The organism is Streptomyces purpureus (assembly GCF_014648195.1).
GTDB lineage: Bacteria > Actinomycetota > Actinomycetes > Streptomycetales > Streptomycetaceae > Streptomyces > Streptomyces purpureus.
The window spans coordinates 130,770-148,537 of record NZ_BMQQ01000009.1; the positions used below are offsets into that span (position 1 = coordinate 130,770).

Annotated in this window: 15 protein-coding genes; 5 read left to right on the forward strand and 10 right to left on the reverse strand. The window is 72.2% G+C overall.

The features are described 5' to 3' along the window. Positions 1-522: cob(I)yrinic acid a,c-diamide adenosyltransferase (locus IEZ01_RS14270; protein WP_189201962.1), on the reverse strand; the 522-nt coding region annotated here is incomplete at its 3' end. A 186-nt stretch (positions 523-708) separates the two neighbouring features. Here IEZ01_RS14270 and IEZ01_RS14275 point away from each other — a divergent pair. The 3 genes from IEZ01_RS14275 to IEZ01_RS14285 all read left to right on the forward strand — a co-directional run bounded on the left by IEZ01_RS14275 (position 709) and on the right by IEZ01_RS14285 (position 4,900). Then, positions 709-1,557 carry a 3-hydroxyacyl-CoA dehydrogenase family protein gene (locus IEZ01_RS14275; protein ID WP_019889520.1) on the forward strand — a complete coding sequence of 283 codons (849 nt, stop codon included), beginning with the start codon at positions 709-711 and terminating at the stop codon, positions 1,555-1,557. A gap of 113 nt (positions 1,558-1,670) precedes the next feature. After that, positions 1,671-1,994 (forward strand): STAS domain-containing protein, encoded by a 324-nt coding sequence (locus IEZ01_RS14280; protein ID WP_019889522.1) that lies wholly within the window; start codon positions 1,671-1,673, stop codon positions 1,992-1,994. 254 nt (positions 1,995-2,248) lie between these two features. After that, positions 2,249-4,900 (forward strand): ATP-binding protein, encoded by a 2,652-nt coding sequence (locus tag IEZ01_RS14285; protein WP_019889523.1) that lies wholly within the window; start codon positions 2,249-2,251, stop codon positions 4,898-4,900. A gap of 70 nt (positions 4,901-4,970) precedes the next feature. Here IEZ01_RS14285 and nucS read toward each other — a convergent pair whose 3' ends face one another. After that, entirely contained in the window at positions 4,971-5,642 is a 672-nt protein-coding gene (nucS, locus tag IEZ01_RS14290; protein WP_019889524.1) for an endonuclease NucS, read from the reverse strand. Positions 5,643-5,861: 219 nt separating this feature from the next. Here nucS and IEZ01_RS14295 point away from each other — a divergent pair, with 219 nt between their 5' ends. After that, complete coding sequence (locus tag IEZ01_RS14295) at positions 5,862-6,254, forward strand: SCO5389 family protein (RefSeq protein WP_019889525.1); 393 nt, start codon at positions 5,862-5,864, stop codon at positions 6,252-6,254. Positions 6,255-6,334: 80 nt separating this feature from the next. Here IEZ01_RS14295 and IEZ01_RS14300 read toward each other — a convergent pair whose 3' ends face one another. After that, positions 6,335-7,387, reverse strand: a complete 1,053-nt coding sequence (locus IEZ01_RS14300) for an LLM class flavin-dependent oxidoreductase (protein ID WP_019889526.1) — start codon at positions 7,385-7,387, stop codon at positions 6,335-6,337. A gap of 230 nt (positions 7,388-7,617) precedes the next feature. Between IEZ01_RS14300 and IEZ01_RS14305 the strand changes: the two genes are divergently transcribed. After that, the gene (locus IEZ01_RS14305) at positions 7,618-7,947 is read left to right on the forward strand and encodes an Rv1322 family protein (RefSeq protein WP_019889527.1); all 330 of its coding nucleotides are present in this window, start codon (positions 7,618-7,620) and stop codon (positions 7,945-7,947) included. Positions 7,948-7,980: 33 nt separating this feature from the next. On the opposite strand, the gene IEZ01_RS14310 is transcribed toward IEZ01_RS14305, so the two are convergent. The 7 genes from IEZ01_RS14310 to mce form a co-directional block, all read right to left on the reverse strand. Next, positions 7,981-8,811 carry an ABC transporter permease gene (locus IEZ01_RS14310; RefSeq protein ID WP_189201964.1) on the reverse strand — a complete coding sequence of 277 codons (831 nt, stop codon included), beginning with the start codon at positions 8,809-8,811 and terminating at the stop codon, positions 7,981-7,983. Beyond that, positions 8,808-9,977 carry an ABC transporter ATP-binding protein gene (locus IEZ01_RS14315; RefSeq protein ID WP_019889529.1) on the reverse strand — a complete coding sequence of 390 codons (1,170 nt, stop codon included), beginning with the start codon at positions 9,975-9,977 and terminating at the stop codon, positions 8,808-8,810. The genes IEZ01_RS14310 and IEZ01_RS14315 overlap by 4 nt, the downstream gene beginning before the upstream one ends. Positions 9,978-10,155: 178 nt before the next feature. Then, on the reverse strand, positions 10,156-10,935 hold the full coding sequence (locus IEZ01_RS14320; protein ID WP_189201966.1) for an ABC transporter permease: 780 nt from the start codon (positions 10,933-10,935) through the stop codon (positions 10,156-10,158). A 2-nt stretch (positions 10,936-10,937) separates the two neighbouring features. Next, entirely contained in the window at positions 10,938-11,924 is a 987-nt protein-coding gene (locus IEZ01_RS14325; RefSeq protein ID WP_019889531.1) for an ABC transporter ATP-binding protein, read from the reverse strand. A 99-nt stretch (positions 11,925-12,023) separates the two neighbouring features. After that, positions 12,024-12,962, reverse strand: a complete 939-nt coding sequence (locus IEZ01_RS14330) for a coiled-coil domain-containing protein (protein WP_019889532.1) — start codon at positions 12,960-12,962, stop codon at positions 12,024-12,026. 114 nt (positions 12,963-13,076) lie between these two features. After that, complete coding sequence (gene scy, locus IEZ01_RS14335; protein ID WP_189201968.1) at positions 13,077-17,063, reverse strand: polarized growth protein Scy; 3,987 nt, start codon at positions 17,061-17,063, stop codon at positions 13,077-13,079. A 165-nt stretch (positions 17,064-17,228) separates the two neighbouring features. Then, entirely contained in the window at positions 17,229-17,681 is a 453-nt protein-coding gene (gene mce / locus IEZ01_RS14340; RefSeq protein ID WP_019889534.1) for a methylmalonyl-CoA epimerase, read from the reverse strand. Positions 17,682-17,768 lie beyond the last annotated feature (87 nt).

Here is a 17,768-nt window from a genome sequence, read left to right on the forward strand (position 1 = left end):
TGTCCTCGCAAGGATGAACAGGAGGTCGGAGAGGCGGTTGAGATACGTCGCCGTCAGCGGGTTCATCGTCTCCCCGTGCACCTCCAGCGCCGCCCACGTCGAGCGCTCCGCGCGGCGGACCACCGTGCACGCCTGGTGCAGCAGGGCCGCGCCGGGCGTGCCGCCCGGCAGGATGAAGGAGCGCAGCTTCTCCAGCTCCTCCAGGAACCGGTCGCAGTCCGCCTCCAGCTTGTCGATGTACGGCTGCTCGACCCGCAGCGGCGGGTACTTCGGGTCCGCCACCACCGGCGTCGAAAGATCCGCGCCCACGTCGAACAGGTCGTTCTGGACCCGGACGAGGACCTTCACGACCTCCTCGCCGAGCTGCCCGAGGGCGATCGCCGTGCCGATGACCGCGTTGGCCTCGTTGGCGTCGGCGTACGCCGCGATCCGCAGATCGGTCTTGGCGGTCCGGCTCATGTCGCCAAGGGCGGTGGTGCCCTGGTCGCCGGTACGGGTGTAGATGCGCGTCAGATTGACCATACGGCCAGCGTAGTTACGCCCCGGCCGCGCCGCGGACCCGCGGGGGGCCCCGTGCGGAATGAGCCGTACCAGTGTGATGTCCGTCATTCGAGACGTGACGCGCATCTCTTCCCGCTCACACGGTCCCTCACGGACGCTAATCTCCGCCGAAGAGCCCAGAAGTAAACAGCCGTTAAGGGGTAGAACGTGGCCAGGAAGCTCGCCGTCATCGGGGCCGGACTCATGGGGTCCGGTATCGCGCAGGTCTCGGCCCAGGCGGGCTGGGAGGTCGTGCTCCGTGACGTCACCGACGCCGCCCTGACCCGCGGCACCGACGGCATCAAGGCGTCGTACGACAAGTTCGTCGCCAAGGGCAAGCTCGAGGCCGCCGACGCCGAGGCCGCCCTCGGCCGCATCACCACCACGACCGACCTCGACGCGGTCGGCGACGTCGACGTCGTCGTGGAGGCCGTCTTCGAGAAGCTCGAGGTCAAGCACGAGATCTTCCGGACGCTCGACAAGCTCGTACGCGACGACGCCGTCCTCGCCTCCAACACCTCCGCCATCCCGATCACCAAGATCGCGGCGGTCACCGAGCGCCCCGAGCGGGTCGTCGGTACCCACTTCTTCTCGCCCGTCCCGATGATGCAGCTCTGCGAGCTCGTCCGCGGCTACAAGACCAGCGACGAAACCCTCGCCACCGCCCGCGAGTTCGCCGAGTCCGTCGGCAAGACCTGCATCGTCGTCAACCGCGACGTGGCCGGCTTCGTCACCACCCGCCTCATCTCCGCCCTCGTCGTCGAGGCCGCGAAGCTGTACGAATCGGGCGTGGCCACCGCCGAGGACATCGACATCGCCTGCAAGCTGGGCTTCGGTCACGCCATGGGCCCGCTGGCCACCGCCGACCTGACCGGCGTCGACATCCTCGTCAACGCCACCAGCAACATCTACACCGAGTCCCAGGACGAGAAGTTCGCGCCGCCGGAGCTGATGCGCCGGATGGTGGACGCCGGTGACATCGGGCGCAAGAGCGGGCAGGGCTTCTACAAGCACTGAAACCCCCTTCACCCCGACGGGTGAATTCGGTCTCGGTTCGCTTACAAGGCGCAACGCTTCTGCCGGTCTGGCAGTCAGTTGTTGCAAAGACGGAGCACTCTCGGGGAGCGCATATGCACATCAGGGGCGACCACGCCGAGCTGGTCGTCGGGGGCCGCCTCGACGTCCGCAGCGCGGCGGACGCCCGTACGGTCCTGCACTCGGCCGTCGACGACGGAGTCGGCGACCTGGTGCTCGATCTGACCGGCCTCGATTCCTGGGACGCCACCGGGCTCGGGGTCATCATGGGCGCGCACCGCCGGGCCGGCCGCTGCGGCCGCCGCCTGGTGCTGCGCGGTGTCCCGCCCCAGATGCAGCGCCTGCTGGTGGCGACCCGGCTGCACCGCATCCTCGCCATCGAGGGCGGACTCGCGGCCGAGTCGCTGCCACGCGTCTGAACAGCGGTTACGGCGAGGTCACCGGGTGTGGAGCGGCTGTGAAAATCGCCCGCCCCGCCCAATCCTCACGAGAAGGTGACGTCTTGGGCGGCCTGGCACCCCGCCTGTTCACGAATACTCTGCGAACGTCTAGGGTTCGGTCGCCCGCCGATTGACGGACCCACACGGCGGGCACCGGACCAGAAGCGACAGCGGAGCGTGCAGATCGGCCGGGAGGGGCTTCGGCACGCGGACGCTTTTGGGGGGCTTTGGCCATGGACCCGATGAACCGAGGACCGGAAGAGCACGGTCACGACAACGAGGCCGCCGACGGCGGCCGCCGCGAGGCCGCCCTGCCCATGGGCGGACCGACCAAGGGCAGCGGCCCGGCCTCGACCGGACCCGCCCGCACCGCCAAGATCGTCACCGGCGATCTGCTGCTCACCATCAACCCCATAGACGGCAGCGAGATAGAGCCCTGCCCGCCGGGGGAGACCCCGGACCGGCCGCGCAAGCGCACCGCCGACGAACGCGCCGAGCTCGCCCGGGCCGTCGCCCCGCCGCTGCCCCCGGGCCCCGCCGCGGCCCAGCCGCCGCTCCTGGAACGCCAGGAGGAACGCGAACGGCTCGTACGGCTCCTGGCCCGCGGCCGTTCCGTACGCCTCACCGGCCCCGCCGGCTCCGGCCGTACGGTCCTCCTCGACACCGTCGCCGCCGACTGCGCCGACATCGCCCCCGACGGAGTCGTACGCCTCTCCGGCCACCACCGCACCCCCGTCGAACTTCTCCACGACCTCTACACCACCGTCCTGCACGCCCCGCGCCACCGGCCGGACCGGGCCGGGCTGCTCGCCGCCGTCCACGACATCGGCGCGGTCGTCGTCGTCGACGACCTCGAATTCGGCGGCGCCGCCCTCGACGAACTCCTCGCCGCCACCCCCGAGTGCGCCTATCTGCTGGCCGCCACCCCCGACGTGGCCGCACCCAGCCCCGACTCGCACCTCGAAGAGGTCTTCCTCGCCGGTCTCGGCCGCAGCTCCGCCCTGGAACTCCTGGAGCACGCCGTCGACCGGCCGCTCACCGACGACGAGGCGAACTGGGCGGGCGACCTCTGGTTCGAGTCCGAGGGGCTGCCGCTGCGCTTCGTCCAGGCGGGCGCCCTGCTGCGGCAGCGCGACGCGCTACGGGCCGGACAGGGCTCCTTCGATGCCTTCGGCACCGGCGACCGGGACGCTGACGACGACACCCCGCTGCCCGAGGAACTGCCCGAGGTACCGCTGCCCACCCTCGGCGACGGCGCGGCCCCCGCCCCGCTGCTCGCCTCCCGGCTCGGCGAGTCCGCCCGCGAGACCCTTCGCTTCGCCGTCGCCCTGGGCGGGGAGGTGCCCCACCAGGCCCATCTGCCCGCGCTCGTCGGCGACACCCACGCCGACGCGGCCCTCGGCGAACTCACGGGCTGCGGACTGCTCACTCCCGTCGGCCCCCGCTACCGGCTCGCCGCCGGAGTCCTCGCCCAGCTGGAGGCCAAGGGGTACGGCGAAGGCGCCGAGGGCCGCGCCCACACCGTCGCCCAGCACTACGCCTGGTGGGCCGGCCACCCCTCGGTCACCCCCGAACGGGCCGCCGCCGAGGCGGACGCCCTGCTCGCCGCCATGAACGTGCTCGTCCCCGGCTCGGAGGCCGGCCACACCAGCGCCGCCGTCCTGCTCGCCCGCAGCGCCACCCCCGCCCTCGCGGCCGGGCTGCACTGGGGCGCCTGGGAGCGGGCCCTGCGCGCCGGCCAGGAGGCCGCCCGGATCGCCGGCGAGGTCGCCGAAGAGGCGTACTTCCACCACGAGCTGGGTGTCCTCGCGCTCTGCGCCGGAAACGTCGAACGGGCCCGCGCCGAACTCGAAGCCTCCATAGCCCTGCGCGGCGCGCTCGCCGACAAGCGCGGCACCGTCGCCGGCCGCCGGGCCCTCGCCCTGGTCGCCGACCGCGAGCGCGGCCCGCTCTCCGGCGGACGTACGCCCTCGGGCGACGCGGTGCCCGCCGCGCGGTCCGAGGAGTCGGCCTCCCCGCCCCGCGGCATCCCCGCGGCCCGGTCGCTGCCGGGCTTCCCCGACGAGCCCGTCACCCTGATCACCCGCCGGGACACGCCCGTCGGCGGGCTGCCCAAGCTGAGCACCCCGCGCGCCCTCCTGGGCGGCGCCCGGCGCAACCTGGTCGCGGCCGGCGCGGGCGCCCTGCTCGTGGCCGTCCTCGGCACGGTCGTCACCCTCGGGGCGACCTCGGACAGCGACGACGCCCCGGGCTCCGACCGGGTCACCTCCGACCAGTCGGCCACCGAGGACCCCGGCGACGGCGGCCTCGACGCGTCCGAGCCGGGCGGCCAGGACGAGGCCCCCGACCCGAGCCGGCCGGGCGGCGGCCAGTCCCCGGACCCCTCGGGCTCGGCGGCCCCGGGCGGCAACGGCTCCACGACGGGCGGCGGCACCTCCCGTACCCCCGACAAGCCGTCCTCCTCGGGCAGCGCGACGGGCGGTACGACAACGGGCGGCCCGTCCACCGGCGGCTCCTCCTCGGGCTCCCCGTCGGGCGGAGGCACCACCACGTCCGGCAGCCCGAGCGGCTCCGGCTCCCCGTCGAGCACCGGCTCGACCAGCGGCAGCCCCTCCACCTCCGGTAGCCCGAGCGGCTCGGGGTCTCCGTCGGGCAGCGGATCGACGACGAGCAGCCCGACCACGGGGACGACCACGGCCGGCAGCCCGAGCGGCTCGGGCGGCAGCTCCGACGGGTCGACCGCCGGCACTCCCGGCGGCAGCACCACCGACGGGGGAGCGAGCGGCGAGCAGACGGGTGGCGCCTCGGGCGGGGCGACCTCCACCGGCGCCGCCGGTGGTACGACCGGCACGACGGACGGCGCCGGCGCCCCCAGCGCCACCTGACCCCCGTACGCAGACGGCGGCCCCGGGCGGATGATCATCCGCCCGGGGCCGCCGTTCGCGTACGTCGGCCCTAGAAGAGCCGCAGCTTGTCGTCCTCGATGCCGCGCAGCGCGTCGTAGTCGAGCACCGCGCAGTCGATGCCGCGGTCCGTCGCCAGCACCCGCGCCTGCGGCTTGATCTCCTGCGCCGCGAAGATGCCCTTGACCGGCGCCAGATGCGGGTCGCGGTTGAGTAGCTCCAGGTAGCGGGTGAGCTGCTCCACACCGTCGATCTCGCCGCGCCGCTTGATCTCCACCGCCACCGTCGCGCCGTCGGCGTCCCGGCAGAGAATGTCGACCGGGCCGATGGCGGTCGGGTACTCGCGGCGGATCAGCGTGTATCCATCGCCCAGTGTCTCGATCCTGTCGGCGAGAAGCTCCTGAAGGTGCGCTTCCACGCCGTCCTTGATAAGGCCCGGGTCGACACCCAGCTCGTGCGAGGAGTCGTGGAGGATCTCCTCCATCGTGATGATCAGTTTCTCGCCCGCTTTGTTCACCACGGTCCACACGCCCGCCTCGCCGTCGACGCCTTCCTTGAGCGTGCAGGGCGGCGACATCCAGTTGAGGGGCTTGTACGCCCGGTCGTCGGCGTGGATGGAGACACTGCCGTCGGCCTTGACCAGGATCAGACGGGGGGCGGAGGGCAGGTGGGCGGTGAGCCGGCCCGCGTAGTCCACGGAGCAGCGGGCGATGACGAGACGCATGGGGCGCAACGCTACTCGACGCATACGCTTCCGCGCGATTCGGCCCTAAAGCCCCGTTCGTTATTGGCCGGTTGTGGTCCCAATCTCCTGGTGCGGTCCGGACAGCACGCTTACCGTGGAAGCGGGAGGTTGTCGCTCGTGCACTCTGCGTGCGTACGGGGGCTCCTCCTTCCCTGCCCGTAAGACCTCGCCTTCCGCGGGGTCGCGAGAGGAGAACCCATGTCGCTCGACGTCTCACCGGCTCTGTTGGAACAGGCCGAGCGAGGCGAGGTCGACGAAGCCGACTTCGTCGACTGCGTCCGGACCTCCCTGCCCTACGCATGGGAGATGATCAGTTCTCTGGTGGCTCAGCTGAAGGTGGACGGTGGCGAGTTCGCCGACAACCAGACGCCGCCGCCGGACGAGCAGGCTCGTGGTCAGCTGCTGCGCGCGCTGGCGAGTGACGCGATTCGCGGTGCGCTCCAGCGGCACTTCGGTGTGCGTCTGGCCTTCCAGAACTGCCACCGCGTGGCGGTCTTCCCGCTGGACGCCTCGGTGGACGAGCGGCTGGCCCGCTTCACCTCGATCCGCGGCCAGCTGCTGAACCAGTCGCCGGAACTGCGCGACTGCTGATGTCTTGGGCTGCCGCTCCGCGTCGCGGGAGGTGCAAGAGACGCCGGGGCGGCAGCAGTTCGGTACCGCTCCACGGTGCCTCAGCCGAGCCGCGGAAGCACCTCTTCGCCCAGCCGCCGTACGTTCTCCTCGGTGGCGCCGAGTTCGCCCGAGCCTTCGGCGAGCAGCGCGAAGCGGGTGATGCCGGTCCGCTCCGAGGTGGCGGCGAGCCGGTCGGCCGCCAGCCGCGGTGTGCCCACCGGATGCAGGGAACAGAGGAGTTCGGTGTAGGCGACCGGGTCGCGCATCGCGCGGTGCCGGCCGTCGACCGTCACATGGGCGTCCAGTCCCTGTTTCAGCCAGCCGGGCATCGCCTTGAGCAGCACCTCCGCCGCGTCGGCCGAGCGGTCGGCGAGCTGGACGACACCGGCGGACACATGCAGCCGGGCGGCGCGCGCGACGGCGTCCGGCGCGTGACCCGCCGCGAGCGCCTGGGTACGCCACGACGCCACCATCTCCGCCTTCTCCTCGTCGCCGCAGTGCATCCCGAGCAGCATCGGCAGCCCGCGCTCGGCGGCCAGCCGGACGCTCCGCGGCGAAGTGCAGGCCACGATCACCTCCGGCCCGTCACCCGGACCGCCGACGCCCCCGTCGGTGATCAGCTCGTCCGGCCGGGGCACGACCGCCACTTCCCGGAAAGCGAATCGTTCCCCCTCCGCTCCCACACGGGGTTCACGCAGCCAGCGCAGCAGCAGACCGAGCGCCTCGGGAAAGCCGCGATCGTACGCGTCGAGGCCCGCGCCGAAGACCTCCAGATCGACCCAGGGGCCACCCCGGCCCACGCCGAGCGTGAACCGGCCGCCCGAGGTCAGATGCAGCAGCGCGGCCTGTTCGCCGACCGCGACCGGGTGGTTCGTGGGCAGCACGGTCACCGCCGTACCCACCCGGATCCGGCGGGTCCTGCCGAGGAGCAGCGCGGCCAGGGTCACCGCCGACGGGCAGACCCCGTACGGCACGAAGTGGTGCTCGGCCAGCCAGACGGAGTCGAGTCCCGCCTCTTCGGCCACCTCGGCGGTCCGCACCGCGCGGTGCAGTGCCTCCCCCTGTCCCTGGCCCGGGAACTGGGCGGCCAGAACAAACGTACCCACGCGCATCGCCTTCTGCCTCCTTGCTCGGCCGACGCGGCTCTCCCCCTGTTACCGGCATCAACGCCTGACACGTGCCAAAGGCAACGGCCGCCCGGGAAGTTCTTGCGATTTTCCGGCAACTAGCCCCCCTGGCGGGTGCCATAGGACCCGTGGGGGGCGTGTACCCAGCGTTGTGGCCCGTACGCTGGATGGCGTCTTTCCCGTGTCCGTTACGAGTCGGCCCCGTGAGGTGTTCCGTGTCCCCGCGTCGCAACCGCCCCCGTGGCGGCGAGAATCCCGCCGAGCACGAGGGCGCCTCCGGCGACCGGTACGGCGGTGCCCAGCGCACCGAGTCCTGGCTGGGGGAGGAGTGGTCGGTCCGGCATGTGGCCGGCGCGAGCGCGGCCGGCAAGCGCTACCGCTGCCCCGGCTGCGACCAGGAGATCCCCTCCGGCACGCCGCACGTGGTGGCCTGGCCGGAGTACGGCGGCGTCGACGACCGCCGGCACTGGCACAAGGCGTGCTGGAACGCGAAGGACCGCCGCACCTCGCGGGTGCAGCGGTCCCGTAACGCGCCGAAGTACTAGCCGCCCGGACGAGCGGCCCACCTGGGGGTCCGGTCAGACGTCCCGGGTGTTGAGGACGGCGAAGGCGGCGCCCAGCGCGACGGCCGTGACACCGAGCATGATCCACACCGGCTCCCAGCCGGCCGGGGCGGACTCGGAGACCCCCGACTCGCTGTAGATCGCGATGAGCTGGCTGGGGATCGAGTACTCCAGCAGCGCCTGCTGCAGGTCCTGCAGCGACTCCGACATCATGAACATCGCGGCCACCAGCGGGAACAGCATCAGGCCGATCATGATCGTGATCGCGCCGGCGGAGTGCCGGATCAGCGAGCCGACCGCGAGCGCCAGCAGCCCCAGCAGCGCGACGAACAGCCCGATGCCGACGGTCGCACGCAGCCACTGCGCCCCGGTCGCGTCCGGCGCCTCCACCATCCCGGTCTGGACGACCGCGACGAACGCCGCGATCGCCGTGGTGAGCGTGAACACCAGCAGGAAGAAGACGATCGCCTTGGCGGCCAGCACCCGGCCGCGGCTCGGGCAGGCGGTCAGCGTGGTGCGGATCATGCCGGTGCCGTACTCGGACGCGATGGTCAGCACGCCCAGGGTCATCACACAGATCGAACCGAGCAGCACGCCGAAGAAGCCCATGCCGAGCGCCGGCTCGCCCTCGGTGTCGACGTTGGCGTTCGACACGATCGCCGCGACGCCCAGACCGACGCCGAGCATCAGCAGGACCATGACGCCGAGCGTCCACACCGTGGCCCGTACGGAACGGATCTTGGTCCACTCGGAGGCCAGGGCGTCACCGAGGTGGGCCCGGCGCACCGGGATGGGGGAGGTGTACGTGCCGAACGGCGCGCCCGGCTGCTGGTACGGGGTCGTCATCGGGCGTCCTCGTCGTTCTCGCGCTTGGTCAGGTCGGGGGCGGCGGCCGGTGCCGGTGCCGGAGCGGCGGCGGGCGGCACGGCCGGGGCCGCCTGCGGCGCTACGGGCGCCGCCGCGGGCGCGCCCGCGTACGGGTTCTGTCCTGGCGGCGGCGGGGCGTACCAGCCCTGCTGCGGCACCTCGGGGATCACCGGCTGCGGCGGCGCGTACCCCGGGGGCACCGGCTGCTGGAGGCCGGCGAGCTGGTCCTCGGTGGAGCGGTAGTCCACGGCGGCCTGCGTCATCCGCATGTACGCCTCCTCCAGGGAGGCCTGGTGCGGGGAGAGCTCCCACAGCCGTACGTCGGCGTCATGGGCGAGATCGCTGATCCGGGGCAGCGCGAGCCCGGTCACCCGCATCGCGCCGTCCGGCTCGGACAGCACCTGCCCGCCCGCCTCGGTGAGCACGCCCGTCAGTTTCTCGCGCTGCTCGGGCGCGGTCTGCGGGGTCCGCACCCGGGCGAAGTCCGCGGAGTTGGCCGAGATGAAGTCCTTGACGCTCATGTCGGCGAGCAGCTGGCCGCGGCCGATCACGATCAGGTGGTCGGCGGTGAGCGCCATCTCGCTCATCAGATGGCTCGACACGAAGACCGTGCGGCCCTCCGAGGCGAGCTTCTTCATCAGGTTGCGCACCCAGAGGATGCCCTCGGGGTCGAGACCGTTGACGGGCTCGTCGAAGAGGAGCACCTGCGGGTCGCCGAGGAGCGCGGCCGCGATGCCGAGGCGCTGCCCCATGCCGAGCGAGAAGCCCTTGGAGCGCCGCTTGGCCACGTCCTGGAGGCCGACGACACCGAGCACCTCGTCGACCCGGCGGGCCGGGATGCCGGCCAGCTGCGCCAGGGACAGCAGGTGGTTGCGCGCGCTGCGCCCGCCGTGCACCGCCTTGGCGTCGAGCAGGGCGCCGACCTGCCGGGGCGCGTTCGGCAGCTGCCGGAACGGGTGGCCGCCGATGGTGACATGGCCGGAAGTCGGCTGGTCGAGGCCGAGGATCATGCGCATGGTTGTCGACTTCCCGGAGCCGTTGGGCCCCAGGAAGCCGGTGACGGCGCCGGGCCGCACCTGGAAGGAAAGGTTGTACACGGCCGTCTTGGCGCCGTAGCGCTTCGTCAGGCCGACTGCCTCGATCATTCTCCAGCCCCATCGACAGGTCAGGTGTCGTCGGGGCAGCGGCCGCGGCCGGAAGCCCCCCGTAAGACTTAGGAGGATATCGAGCCGTTGACGGTTCCGCCGAAGCCGGACGAAGACCGGCGGCGCCGGGCGGCCCGCGGCCGGACGGTCAGGGCCGGTGGCCAGGGGGTTATGGCCGTCAGGCGTCCCGCTTCTTGATCACCAGATAGCCGCCGACCAGGGCCGCGGCCACCCAGATCAGCATGATCCCCAGCCCGCCCCAGGGCCCGTACGGCGCCTTCTCGGTGTTCAGGGCCTCCGGGACCACCTGCATGATCTTGGCGCCGGCCTGGTCGGGGAAGTACTTCGCCACCTCCTTGGCCTTCGGCACGGCCGAGAGGATCTGCGAGATCAGGAAGAAGAACGGCACCAGGATGCCCAGCGACAGCATCGACGAGCGCAGCATCGCCGCCACACCCATCGAGAACAGCGCGATCAGACCCATGTAGAGCCCGCCGCCGATCACCGCGCGCAGGACGTTGTCCGCGCCCAGGGTCGTCCGGTGCTCGCCGAGCAGCGCCTGCCCCAGGAAGAACGACAGGAAGCTGGTCGCGAGACCCACCACCAGGGCCAGCGCCGCAGCCACCGCGATCTTGCTGAAGAGGAAGGTGGCCCGCTGCGGGACGGCGGCCAGGGAGGTGCGGATCATGCCCGAGCTGTACTCGGTGCCCACCACCAGCACGCCGAAGACCACCATCGCGAGCTGCCCCAGGATCATCCCGGAGAAGCTGATGAAGGTCGGGTCGAAGGTGGCCCGCTCGGCGGGGGAGAGCTCGTCGAAGGTGGCCTTCATCAGCGCGCAGAGCGCCGCGCTCATGGCGACCGTCACCAGCAGTGCGCTGGCCAGCGTCCAGCTGGTCGACGAGACCGTACGGATCTTGGTCCACTCGGACTGGAGGACCGCGGGTACCGATGCCATGCTCACTTCCCCTGGGAGGTCGTGCCCCACCGGGGCGCCTGGTCGCCCCAGCGGGGCCCGCTGTCCGTACCGGGATGTACGTCCGTGCCGTGCGCGTGGTACTCGACCGCGCCCGCCGTCATCTGCATGAACGCCTCCTCCAGCGAGGCGCGCTGGGCGCTCAGCTCGTGCAGGACCAGCTGGTGGCGGGCGGCGAGCTCACCGAGCGACTCCGTGGTCGCCCCGTCGATCTCCAGAGTGCCGTTGCCCGACTCGACCGCCTGGTAGCCGTGTTCGTGCAGCAGATCGCGCAGCCGCTCCTGCTGAGGGGAGCGAAGCCGCACAAAACTCCGTGAGTTCCGCTGAATGAAATCGGCCATCGATGTATCGGCGAGCAGTCGCCCCTGCCCGATGACGATCAAGTGATCTGCCGTCAGGGCCATTTCACTCATCAGATGGCTGGAAACGAAGATCGTCCGGCCTTCAGCCGCCAACGCCTTCATCAGATTGCGGATCCAGTGAATTCCCTCGGGGTCCAGACCATTGACGGGTTCGTCGAACATAAGAATCTCCGGATCGCCCAGCAAGGCAGAGGCGATTCCCAGGCGCTGGGCCATGCCGAGCGAAAATCCTTTGGACTTCTTCCGGGCCACCGAGGTCAGCCCCACCGTGTCGAGCACCTCGGCGACCCGGCGCTCCGGAATGCGGTTGGACTGCGCCAGACAGAGCAGGTTGTTGTACGCCGAGCGACCGCCGTGCATCGCCTTGGCCTCCAGCAACGCCCCGATGTACTTCAGCGGCTCCTCAAGATCGCGGTAGTGCTTCCCGTCGATCCGGACCCTCCCGCTGGTCGGATTGTCCAGATCGAGCATCATCCGCATCGTCGTCGACTTCCCGGCCCCGTTGGGCCCCAGGAACCCCGTCACCACACCCGGCCGGACCTGGAAGGAGAGATGGTCGACCGCCACCTTCGTGCCGAACCGCTTGGTGAGACCCTCAAGCTCGATCATGTCGCCACGCTACGGGCGCACGAATCCCCCCGCCACCGGAGTGACAGGGGGATCTGTGGAACGAGACGTTCGGCGTACGTTACGAGGCTCTGCTCGTCGTTACCGCGACTGCTGAGCCGGGACGCCGCGGGTCGCCGGCTCGTCGTCGATCGGGGAACCGGCCGCGGCCACCGCCGCGCCGGTCAGCGTCGCCAGCATCTCGCGGACGTTGGTCAGCTGCGCGTTGATCGAGTCGCGGCGGTTGGTGAGCGCCGCCAGCTCGCGCTCCGATTCGCTGCGGATCCGGTCCGCCTTGGCGTTCGCGTCGGCCACGATGTCCTCGGCCTGGCGCTGCGCGGTCTCCACCGTCTGGCGGGCCCGGCGCTCCGCGTCCGTACGCAGCTTCTCGGCCTCCAGGCGCAGCTGCTCGGCGCGGTGCTCGATCTCGGCGAGACGCTTCTCGGCCTTCGCCTGACGCGAGGCCAGGTCCCGCTCGGACTGCTCGCGGCGCTTGGCCAGGTTGGTCTCGAAGTCGGCCGCCGCCTGCGCGGCCTTGGCGCGGGTCTCCTCGAAGAGGGCGTCCGCCTCCTCACGCTTCGACTGCGCGTCCTTCTGCGCCTCGGCGCGCAGCGAGTTCGCCTCGCCCTGGGCCTTCTCGACGATCCGAACGCCCTCGTCCTCGGCCTTCGCCTTGCGCTCCGCCGCGAACGACTCGGCGTCGTTGCGCACCTGCTGGGCGGCCGACTCGGCCAGCTCGCGGTGCTGCTCGGCGGCGCGACGGGCCTCCTCGCGCAGGTCCTTCGCCTCCTCCTCGGCGAGACGGAGGATCTTCTCGACACGCGCGCCAAGACCGGCGTACGACGGTTCCGCGTCGCTGACCTGGGCCTGAGCGTTCTGCGTTTCGAGGTGGAGCTCCTCGATGCGCTTTTCCAGAGAAGTGATTCGGGCCAGAGCACTGTCTCGGTCGGCGACGAGCTTAGTAATGCGGTCGTCCACCTGACCGCGGTCGTAACCACGCCGCACGAGCTCGAAGCCGAAGGGGGAGGAAGTGTCGCTCATGGGGTTCCTGTCGAATGAGACCGGTGAGGTGTTAGGGGGAATCCTAGGGGTCGAAGCGGCGTGTCATCGAGCGGATGCCCGTTTGATCTGGAGAATGTCCAGCCTTTTGAGTGGCTAGCCGTCGGACGACTTGCCACTCGAACGTGTAACCCCCGCCGAGACAGCCGTCTTGCCTCCGTCCTTCCCGCCGGCTGACGGTGCCTCGAATGATTCCAACGCCTCAAGGACATCCTGGACACGGGAGATCTCCGCATTGATGTCCTCGCGCCGGCGCACCAGGACCTCCAGTTCCCGCTTGCCCTCCGCGATCATCGCGTCGGCCTCGGCCTCGGCGTCCGCCTTGATCTTCTCCGCCTCGCGCACCAGCGTCGCCTTCTTCTGCTCGGCCTCCTTGAGCAGCGCCTCCGCCTTCTTGACCGCCGCGATCCGGACCTTGCCCGCCTCCGAATTCGCCTCGGCCACCAGCGTCTTGACCTTCTCCTCGGCCTCCTGCTGCTGCTGGGTCGCGGCGGCCACCAGCTTGTCGACCCGCTCCCCGGCCGTCTTCATCTGCTCGGCGCTCTCACGGCGGGCCCGCTCGTGCAGCTCCTCGATCTCGCTCTCGGTGCGCGTACGCAGCTCCTCCGTACGCTCCCTTATCGCGGTGGCGTCCCGGCGCGCGCCGACGAGCAGCTCGTCGGCGTCCGTACGGGCCTTCTCCACCAGCGTGTTGCCCTCGACGGTCGCCTCGGAGACGATCCGCTCGGCCTCCTTGCGGGCCGCGCCGACCATCGTGTCGGCCTGCGACTCCGCCTCGGTGGTGGCGCGCAGCGCCTCCTCCTGGGCCTTCGCCATCAGCTGGTCGGCCTGCTCGGCGGCGTCCGCGCGCCGCTTGGCCGCGGCCTCGCGCGCCTCGTCGAGCGTACGGTCCGCCTCCTCGCGCGCCTCGGTGCGCATCTGCTCGGCGGCGGCCTCGGCCTCGGCCCTGCCACGCTCGGCCTCCGCCCGGATCCGCTCGGCGGCCTGCTGCGCCGAACCGACGGTCTCCGCCGCCTCCGCGCGCAGCCGCTCGGCCTCGCCGGACGCCTCGGCGGTCACCCGCTCGGCCTCGCGGCTCGCCTCGCCGATCAGCTGGTCGGCCTGCTCGGCGGCGTCCGCGCGCCGCTTGTCGGCGGCCTTGCGGGCCTCGTCGAGGACCTGCTCACCGTCCGTACGGGCCTCGGCACGCAGCCGCTCCGCGTGCGCCTCGCCCTCCGCCCTGACCCGCTCGGAGTCCGTACGGGCCTGGGCCGCGTCCTGCTCCGCCGCGGCGAGCAGCTCGGCGGCCTCGGTGGTGATCCGCTCGGCCTCGTTCGTCGCCTCGCCGACCAGCCGGTCCGCCTGCGCGGCCGCCTCGGAACGGATCCGGTTGGCGTCCTCACGGGCGTCCGCCCGGGTGCGCGCCGCGTCCTGCTCGGCCTGGGCCAGCGAATCCGTCGCCTCGGTCCGTACCCGCTGCGCGTACTCGGCGGTGTCCGTGCGCAGCTTCTCGGCCTCGGCGATCGCGTCCGTGACGGTCCGCTCGGCGAGCGCCTTGGCCGCGTCCGCCTCCTCCTGGGCGCGGGTGCGGGTGCGGTTGGCGTCCTCGGTGGCCCGCTCCCGCTCCTCGTAGGCGTCGGAGCGGACCCGGTCGGCCTCTTCCTGCGCCTCGGTCCTCGTCCGCTCCGCCGCGTGTTCGGCGGCGGAGCGCAGCCCGGCGATCTCCTCCTCGGCCTGCTCCTGCAGCCCGGCGACGGAGTCCCGTACCTGCTGGGCGGTCTGCTCGGCCGCCGACACCATCTCCGTGGCGCGCCGGTCCGCCTCCTCGACCAGACGCTGCGCCTCGGCCTGCGCCTCCTCGACCCGCTTGCGGGCGGAGGCGAGCAGCTCCTCGCTCTGCTGACGAGCCTGCGCGCGCTCGCCGTCGGCCTCCGCGCGGGCCGACGAGAGGGTCTCCTCGGCCTCGCGGCGACGCCGGTTGGCCTCCTCCTGGGCGGCCGACAGCGCCTCGGCGGCCTCGGCGGCGACCCGCTCGGCCGCGGCGGCCGCCTCGGCGCGCACGCGGTCGGCGGTGTCCTGCGCCTCCGACTTGAGCCGCTCCGCCTCGGCGGCGGCCTCGGACCGCAGCCGTACGGCGATGTTCTCGCCCTCGGCGCGGGCGGTCGACGCGTCCGCCGCCGCCTCCGTGCGCAGCCGCTCGGCCTCCTGCTCGGCCTGGGACTGGAGCGTACGGATCCGCTCGGCGGCCTCGGCGCGCAGCCGCTCGGTCTCCTCCGCGGTCTCCCGGCGCATCCGCTCGGCCTCGGCGCGGGCGTCGGTCAGCTCCTGCCCGGCGGTGGTCAGCCGGGACTCGGCCTCGGTGTGCAGCCGGGCCAGCTCGTCGGCGGCCTCCGCGGCGCGGGCCTCGGCGGCCCGCTCGGCGTCGGCGCGCAGCTCGGCCGCCGCCCGCTCGGCGGCGGTCCGCACGGACTCGGCCTGCTCCTCGGCCTCCGTGCGCAGCTGCTCGGCCTCCGCGCGGGCCCGCTCCAGGGCCTCCTCGGCCTGGTTACGGAGCGTGGCGGCGCGCTCGGCGGCCTCCGTGCGGACCCGCTCGCTGTCCGCAGTGGCGCCGGAGCGCAGCTCGTCCGCGTCGGCCTTCGCCTTGGTCAGCAGCTCCTCGGCGGTCTTGGCCGCCTCCTCGATCTGCTGGACGGCCTCCCGGCGGGCCTCGCCGCGAATCCGCTCGCCCTCGGCGATCGCCTCGGCCCGCAGCTGTTCGGCCTCGCCGCGCAGTCGGCGCGCCTCCTCCTGGAGCTCGACCGTCTTGGCGCGGTACTCCTTGGTGTCGTCCTTTGCAGCGCCCTTGAGCTGGTCGGCCTGCTCCTCGGCCTGCGAGCGCAGCCGCTCGGCCTCCGCCTCGGCCTCGCGGCGGATCCGGTCGGCCTCCTCGGAGGCCTTGCGGGTGGTCTCGCGGGCGTCGTCGGACGCCTTGGTCAGGACCTCCTCGGCGGTCCGGGCCGCCTTGGCGAGCTGGGCCGCCGAGTCCTCGGCCGCGGCCGTACGCGCCTTCTCGGCCGCTTCCGCGACCAGCTTCTCCGCCTCGGCGCGGGCGTCGGCGAGCGCCTGCTCGGCCTCGGTCTTGAGGGTCTCCGACTCCTTGGTGGCCTCGCCGACGAGCCGGGCGATCTCCGCCTTGGCGGTCCGGGTGCGCTGCTCGTTGACCGACTCGGCGCTCGCCAGCTGCCTGGCCGCCGCCTCCTTGGCCTCGGCCAGCGTCTTCTCGGCCTCCGCACGGGCCTCACGCAGCCGCTCCTCGGCCTCGTGCATCCGCTGCTCGGCGGCCCGGCTGAGCTCCGCGGCCTGCTGACGGGCCTGGTCGGACTCGGCGGTGGTGGTGGAGCGCAGCTGCTCGGCGTGGCTGGTGGCCTCCTGGGCCTGCGTGGAGGCGGCGTTCAGCAGCCGCTCGGCGTCCTTGCGGGCGCGCAGCAGGATCGCCTCGGCCTCGGCGCGGGCGGACTCCGCCTCGGCGCCCAGGCGCTGGCGGGCCTCCTCGGCGAGGCGGGTGGCCTCGGCGCGGGCGGCGGCCAGGGACTGCTCGGCCTCGGCGCGGGACTCCTCCATCAGGCGGCGGGCCTGGGACTCCGTACGGGCGCGCAGCTGCTCGGCCCAGGCCACGTTCTCGTTGACGTGGGCCTCGACGGTCTGGCGGCGCTCGGCGAGCTCCTGGTCCAGGCGCTGGCGGCGCTGCACCGCCTCGGTGTGCAGCTCGGCCTGGAGGCGCGCCTGGTGCTCGGCGTGCTCCTGGAGGATCCGCTGGGTCTGGGCGCGGGCCTCGCGCAGCTCCCGCTCGGCGTCCGAGCGCAGCTGGTCGGCCTGGATCTGGGCGTTACGGAGCAGCTGCTCGGCCTGGTAGCCGATGTCCGCGCTGTCGTAGGCGGGCCGGGACGCGATCGTACGGCGCGCCTCGTGGAGCTTGGCGCGCAATACCTCGACCTGGTAACCGAGGTCCTCGGCGTGCTGGACGGCCTTCTCCCGCTCGGTCTTCAGCCGGTCCATCTCGGCCTCGAACCGCGAGAGATGGTCGTCTTCAGCCCGGTGGCTCTCCTGGCGTTCGTAGCCCCGCACTGCGCGGTCCCATCCGTCCCCTGGTCGCAACTCTCTCCAAACGAGCACCGTTCGCCGGCGAACGGCCCCCCGGGGAATGGTGTCAGATCAATCACGACACCGCGGCACGGCCCCGATCCGGCCCCGGCCCGGAGCCGCCACTCTACCGGGCCAGGAATCGGGAGGTCAGTGCTCGGCTGAGGAGGAGTCAGCGGACGGCTGTGCCGAGGTGACCAGCTCGGTCAGCACGCCGTGGCAGTCCTTGGGGTGCAGGAAGGTGATCCGGGACCCCATGGACCCGATGCGCGGCTCCTCGTACAGAACCCGCACACCCTTTTCACCGATGGCCTGGGCGTCGGCGTCGACGTCCGCGGTGCCGAAGGCGATGTGGTGGACGCCCTCGCCGTTCTTGGCCAGCCACTTGCCGACCGCGGAGTCCTCGCGGGTGGGCTCCAGGAGCTGGAGGTAGGAGGCGCCGCCGTCCGAGGTCTCGTTGATCTTGAGCATGGCCTCCCGGACGCCCTGCTCTTCGTTCACCTCGGTGTGGAACACCTCGAAGCCGTAGGTCGCACGGTAGAACTCGACAGTCTTGTCAAGGTCGAAACAGGCGATCCCGATGTGGTCGATACGCGTCAGCATGCCTCTAGTGCAGCGCTCCGGAGGCTGGTTACGCAACGTGCGCGCGATCACACTGACTGGCCGATGACCGAGGCCAGTACCGCTCAG

What these genes read in the sequence shown, in the direction of transcription:
- IEZ01_RS14280 (WP_019889522.1), top strand. Translation starts at nt 1,671, where the DNA reads ATGCACATCAGGGGCGACCACGCCGAGCTGGTCGTCGGGGGCCGCCTC.
- IEZ01_RS14285 (WP_019889523.1), top strand. Translation starts at nt 2,249, where the DNA reads ATGGACCCGATGAACCGAGGACCGGAAGAGCACGGTCACGACAACGAG.
- nucS (WP_019889524.1), bottom strand. Translation starts at nt 5,642, where the DNA reads ATGCGTCTCGTCATCGCCCGCTGCTCCGTGGACTACGCGGGCCGGCTC.
- IEZ01_RS14295 (WP_019889525.1), top strand. Translation starts at nt 5,862, where the DNA reads ATGTCGCTCGACGTCTCACCGGCTCTGTTGGAACAGGCCGAGCGAGGC.
- IEZ01_RS14300 (WP_019889526.1), bottom strand. Translation starts at nt 7,387, where the DNA reads ATGCGCGTGGGTACGTTTGTTCTGGCCGCCCAGTTCCCGGGCCAGGGA.
- IEZ01_RS14310 (WP_189201964.1), bottom strand. Translation starts at nt 8,811, where the DNA reads ATGACGACCCCGTACCAGCAGCCGGGCGCGCCGTTCGGCACGTACACC.
- IEZ01_RS14315 (WP_019889529.1), bottom strand. Translation starts at nt 9,977, where the DNA reads ATGATCGAGGCAGTCGGCCTGACGAAGCGCTACGGCGCCAAGACGGCC.
- IEZ01_RS14320 (WP_189201966.1), bottom strand. Translation starts at nt 10,935, where the DNA reads ATGGCATCGGTACCCGCGGTCCTCCAGTCCGAGTGGACCAAGATCCGT.
- IEZ01_RS14325 (WP_019889531.1), bottom strand. Translation starts at nt 11,924, where the DNA reads ATGATCGAGCTTGAGGGTCTCACCAAGCGGTTCGGCACGAAGGTGGCG.
- IEZ01_RS14330 (WP_019889532.1), bottom strand. Translation starts at nt 12,962, where the DNA reads ATGAGCGACACTTCCTCCCCCTTCGGCTTCGAGCTCGTGCGGCGTGGT.
- mce (WP_019889534.1), bottom strand. Translation starts at nt 17,681, where the DNA reads ATGCTGACGCGTATCGACCACATCGGGATCGCCTGTTTCGACCTTGAC.